This is a genomic window from Candidatus Hydrogenedentota bacterium (genome assembly GCA_019695095.1).
Taxonomy (GTDB): domain Bacteria; phylum Hydrogenedentota; class Hydrogenedentia; order Hydrogenedentales; family SLHB01; genus JAIBAQ01.
In genome coordinates this window covers 1-4,009 of the sequence record JAIBAQ010000325.1, presented here as the reverse complement: position 1 = coordinate 4,009, position 4,009 = coordinate 1, and the positions used below count along the sequence as shown (strand labels likewise).

General features: G+C 56.0%; 4 protein-coding genes. All 4 read right to left on the bottom strand.

Translation table 11 applies throughout. The features are described from left to right. Positions 1–107, bottom strand: a 107-nt coding sequence (locus K1Y02_25735) for a prepilin-type N-terminal cleavage/methylation domain-containing protein (GenBank protein ID MBX7259782.1), incomplete at its 3' end; no start/stop codon positions are given. A gap of 944 nt (positions 108–1,051) precedes the next feature. Continuing rightward, a complete protein-coding gene (locus tag K1Y02_25730) occupies positions 1,052–1,681 on the bottom strand; it encodes a CbiX/SirB N-terminal domain-containing protein (GenBank protein MBX7259781.1) in 630 nt (209 codons plus the stop codon). A gap of 14 nt (positions 1,682–1,695) precedes the next feature. Then, positions 1,696–2,751, bottom strand: coding sequence for a hypothetical protein (locus K1Y02_25725; protein ID MBX7259780.1), 1,056 nt, complete (start codon positions 2,749–2,751; stop codon positions 1,696–1,698). Between the two features lie 194 nt (positions 2,752–2,945). Next, a complete protein-coding gene (locus K1Y02_25720; protein ID MBX7259779.1) occupies positions 2,946–3,926 on the bottom strand; it encodes a DUF1559 domain-containing protein in 981 nt (326 codons plus the stop codon). Between the last annotated feature and the right edge of the window lie 83 nt (positions 3,927–4,009).

The following is a 4,009-nucleotide window of genomic DNA, read 5'->3' as shown; positions in this document are numbered from 1 at the left end:
GCCGCCTCTCGTGCGCGAGCCAGAGCCGGAAGCAAGATGGCTGCAAGAATACCGATAATGGCTATAACAACAAGTAATTCTATCAAGGTAAACCCACGTCTTCTCATTACTGTAATCTCCCATATCTTTTTAATTACCGTACCTGCAACTCATTACAAATCCAATTCGCCAACCCTTTAAAGTCTCGCTTCTTGCGCAGTCACCTCCCTTCCCCGATATGTTCCAGCGTGGCCTTGCGACTCGTCGAAGACTAAACAGCTTCTGCAACTACTATTGAAATCAAAGATAAGGTCACCACATGGAACTTACACTTGCAGTACCTCTATTTTAGTGTGTTAAAGCACAATTTGTAAATACATGATTAATAATATTAACTTGAAAAAGTTCTAAAGAATATCATATTTCGCATGTTGCAGTGGTGCGATCTGGAGACTTCGCAGGTCCCTATTCCTCAAGATCGTCAGAAATTTACGTGGGGAGTAAGTTGTTGAGCAGTCGCCTGTTGTGCGAGGAGGAGCCCGGTGCACAGTGGACGGCCTTTCGTCCCACTATCCGAAAGAGTCTACGTAAACTTCGCGTATTTCCCCGTGCTCCCCGTGGTCTTGAAGTCATACGCTTCTGATTGACCCTTCTTTCGGTGCTACTATTCATGAGCTACTACCCATAAAAGTCTCTGCAAGATTCACAGACTTTCATGCCGAAAGCGTTGAGTCTTAGCGTTTGCGGCCACGAGAACCTTGACGCCTATTTGGTTTGTCCATTGGAGTTCATCGGTGTTCATCCGTGGTTGAGTCCTTTTTGGTTGCGGCTACGCCGCGTCAGGAACTCCTGCTTATAGGGCACAGCACACCAATATAACTAGAGCGCACGCACACGTTTGAACCTATCGGGAAATCATCGAACAACTCCCCACCGGAACCCAGTACGTGCGCTCATCCTATTTCCTTGGCCATTGTGCCGCCGGAGCCCTTGCATACAAGAAGCGCCCCCGAGGGCTAGGCGGGGGCGCTTGGGTCGCCGCGGGGTGACGCAGCGGGGTGAACTGGAACGGCTATCGGATAGTCTCCTGATAATCGGCCGCGAACTTCACCGCTTGCTCTGCCAGCAACGATGAAACGTCGCCCACATCGAACGGCCACGCATATACGACTTTCACGTCAGGGTTCGTCTTCTTGAAATCTTCGACAGCCGCTGGAATGTCTTTCTCCGAATGACCTCCTCCCGGTGTCAACATCGTCGTCACCACGACAATGGTGTCCGGATTCGACTCGCGCGCTTCGGCCAGCGCTTCCGGGATAGTCGGCGCGCACATCTCATTGAACGCCGCGTGCACAGAGTGGAACGTGCCTTTCTGCCGCATGGATTCGACAACGCGCATGAAACCGGCCCAGTAGGCGTCGTTCTCCTGCGTGCGCGGCCAGTACGTCACCTCATGCTCGAGTTTCTCGAATTCCTCGCCGCCTTTGTCATGCAAATCGAACAGTTCCTTCAGGCGCGGGTAATCCTTGGGCACTCCGCCGTGTCCAACGACCACGACAGAAACCTTCTCGTTGCCCTCGCCGGCAGCCGACACATGTCCGCTGGTGAGATGAGCGGCAAGGCATACTCCGGCCACCACCATCGCCACCTCGGCGAGCACCCGGCCCGCCAACGGTACCTTCCACTTCTTCTTGAGCAACATCGTCTACTCCTTTCTCACGACGCCGGTGATCCGGCCGCATCGCGACCGTCTGACTTGTCTGCTCGTTTCGCTTGCGCCTTGTCCTTGGCCGGCTCATTTCCACCCGCGACCACCAACGCTTCTGTAATCGTCTTCTCGATTTCTTCGTGCGACACAGGTTTTGCATCCGCATACTGTCCAGCCATTCGCACCACGTCGCGCCACAGGGCTCCATCTGCGGAATTGCCTTCGATGTGAAGTGGCACGCCCTTCGCGTAGAGACCCGCCCACACTTCGCGCACCTGCTTCCAGAACGGGCTCGTCTTGTCCCAATAGGCCTGTGCCGCCGAGAAATCGTACGCGTCGTCGCGCACATATGTGTTCAGTCCGGATTCACGCGCGATGATGCGGCGTTCTCCATCGCGCAGAACCATCTTCGAGTTGTCCTGCTCGTGCGTCCATCCCGTCGGAGTGATGGCGTGCCGGTTTCTTCCGACCAATACGTCGTAGTCTTTACGTACCGTGTGTTCGCGTCGCGGCAACGGACGCCACGTCTCGTTCGATTCCCAGTACGAGTAACCGCCCACGTGACGCCACGCGCCAAAGCCCTCATACCGCGGGCTGTCATCCACTTGGAAGACCGTCTGACTCCACGTTCCCCGAACCTCTTCGGGTGTCACGTGACGAGGCTTCCACGTCAAGTGCCCGGCGAATTCATGGAGCACTTGGTCCTGGTACTGCCAATCCTGCCTCCAGTGCTTTATAACCACCGGCTTGTCGTCGTCCACCACAAGCAAATGCTGAAGGCTGATGAAGCCCCCCCGGTCTTCAAGCACCAGCACCAGTTCCATGCCCTCCGTTTCGTCGTGTTTGCTGGGCGTCGTGCTAGGGTCCAAGGTCAAGGTTTCCCTGAAATCGAACGTCACCTTGAACTTCCCCGCCATCGCGAGGATCGCCTTCCTGTCCTGCTCGAAGGCATCCGTTCGCACCTCCTGTCCCGAAGCTTCCTTTAAGCCAGGCGTCGTCGCGCAGCTCGCCGCCAGCAATAGCATGATCAGCGCCGCCGCAAGTCCTCTGCTCCAATTCTTCATCCTTCTGTATCCTCCAAAGTGTTCTGTTTTCGCTTACACGCCATCGGAGGGCGGGCTTTCCAGCCCGCCATTCTGCGTTTGCTCCGCACTACTATCAGTAGAAGCTTTGGTAAGGCTCACGGACCTTCATACGGATAGCGTTTGTTTGATTCGTTCATCGGTGTTCATCCGTGGTTGATTCCTGTCCCTCGCGCTCAACCGTGCGATGCCATTTCACCGAAGACCTGCGCCACGCCACCAAGCACCGGCGCCGCTTCGTTGTACGGCACAAACTGCACGTGTCCGTCCATGTAGAGCACATTCGAACCACCCGGCACGTGGCTGTATTCGTCGATGACAGTGCTAAGGCGGTCCAACATGACCCACACTTCGCTCTGCGCTTTCGCCGAAGAAGCAGGGTCATTGATGTCACTGATAAGGAATCGTTCGATGCCTTCACGCAAGCGGTTGAGCGTGTCGGTGCCGGCATTGCCAATTCCGGATGCATACGAAGAAAGATCAAGGTCCTCTCCCACTTGGCCGCTGAAGAACTGACCAATTGCTTCGTTGAAGCCGTAGATCAACTGGCTCGGCCCGGACCCGTCCGCACCCGATACCAGTTCGGATATCGGGCTCGCCGGATCGTCCGCGTCGACTCGGTCATATACGTATCCCGTATACCAGTAGTTCGCGTCCATCATGGGAAGTCCCCGCGTTTCCGTGAATTGCGAAAACGACGGCCCCGGCACGGCCGCATGACAGACCTTGTCCGCTTCCCATGCTCCCGTGGCCGAATTCTTCAGGCCATCTACCGTCAGAATTGCCGACGAAGGGCACACGGCTATGGAAGGATCGGTCAAGTACTCGGGGTAGATTTGGCTCATCTGAGGGTTGAACCAGTGGGCAGGCGCACCAACGAACTGTTGTCCCGGGTACACGACAGCCCCGGTATCGCAATTCACAATAGGCTCCCACGAGGTCTGCATTCGGGGGTATTGTTCGCCCTTTGACTCGTTGGCGTACATCTTCAGGACCAGCCCCCATTGCTTCAGGTTGTTCTGGCAAGATGCCCGCCGCGCCGCTTCCCGTGCGCGCGCAAGCGCCGGTAGAAGTAGGCCGGCCAGGATCCCTATAATCGCGATCACAACCAGAAGCTCGATCAGGGTAAAACCGGTCGAATCGTTTCTGTGTCTCATCAATACGCTCCCATCGCCGGCCTGAATCGTTTCGCTCGCCACGGCTCGCAAATCCATTGGCGGCGGGGCATTCAGGCCCGGCT

Excerpts from the sequence above, each read along its gene's own strand:
- K1Y02_25730 (MBX7259781.1), bottom strand. The coding sequence starts at position 1,681 with ATGTTGCTCAAGAAGAAGTGGAAGGTACCGTTGGCGGGCCGGGTGCTC.
- K1Y02_25725 (MBX7259780.1), bottom strand. The coding sequence starts at position 2,751 with ATGAAGAATTGGAGCAGAGGACTTGCGGCGGCGCTGATCATGCTATTG.
- K1Y02_25720 (MBX7259779.1), bottom strand. The coding sequence starts at position 3,926 with ATGAGACACAGAAACGATTCGACCGGTTTTACCCTGATCGAGCTTCTG.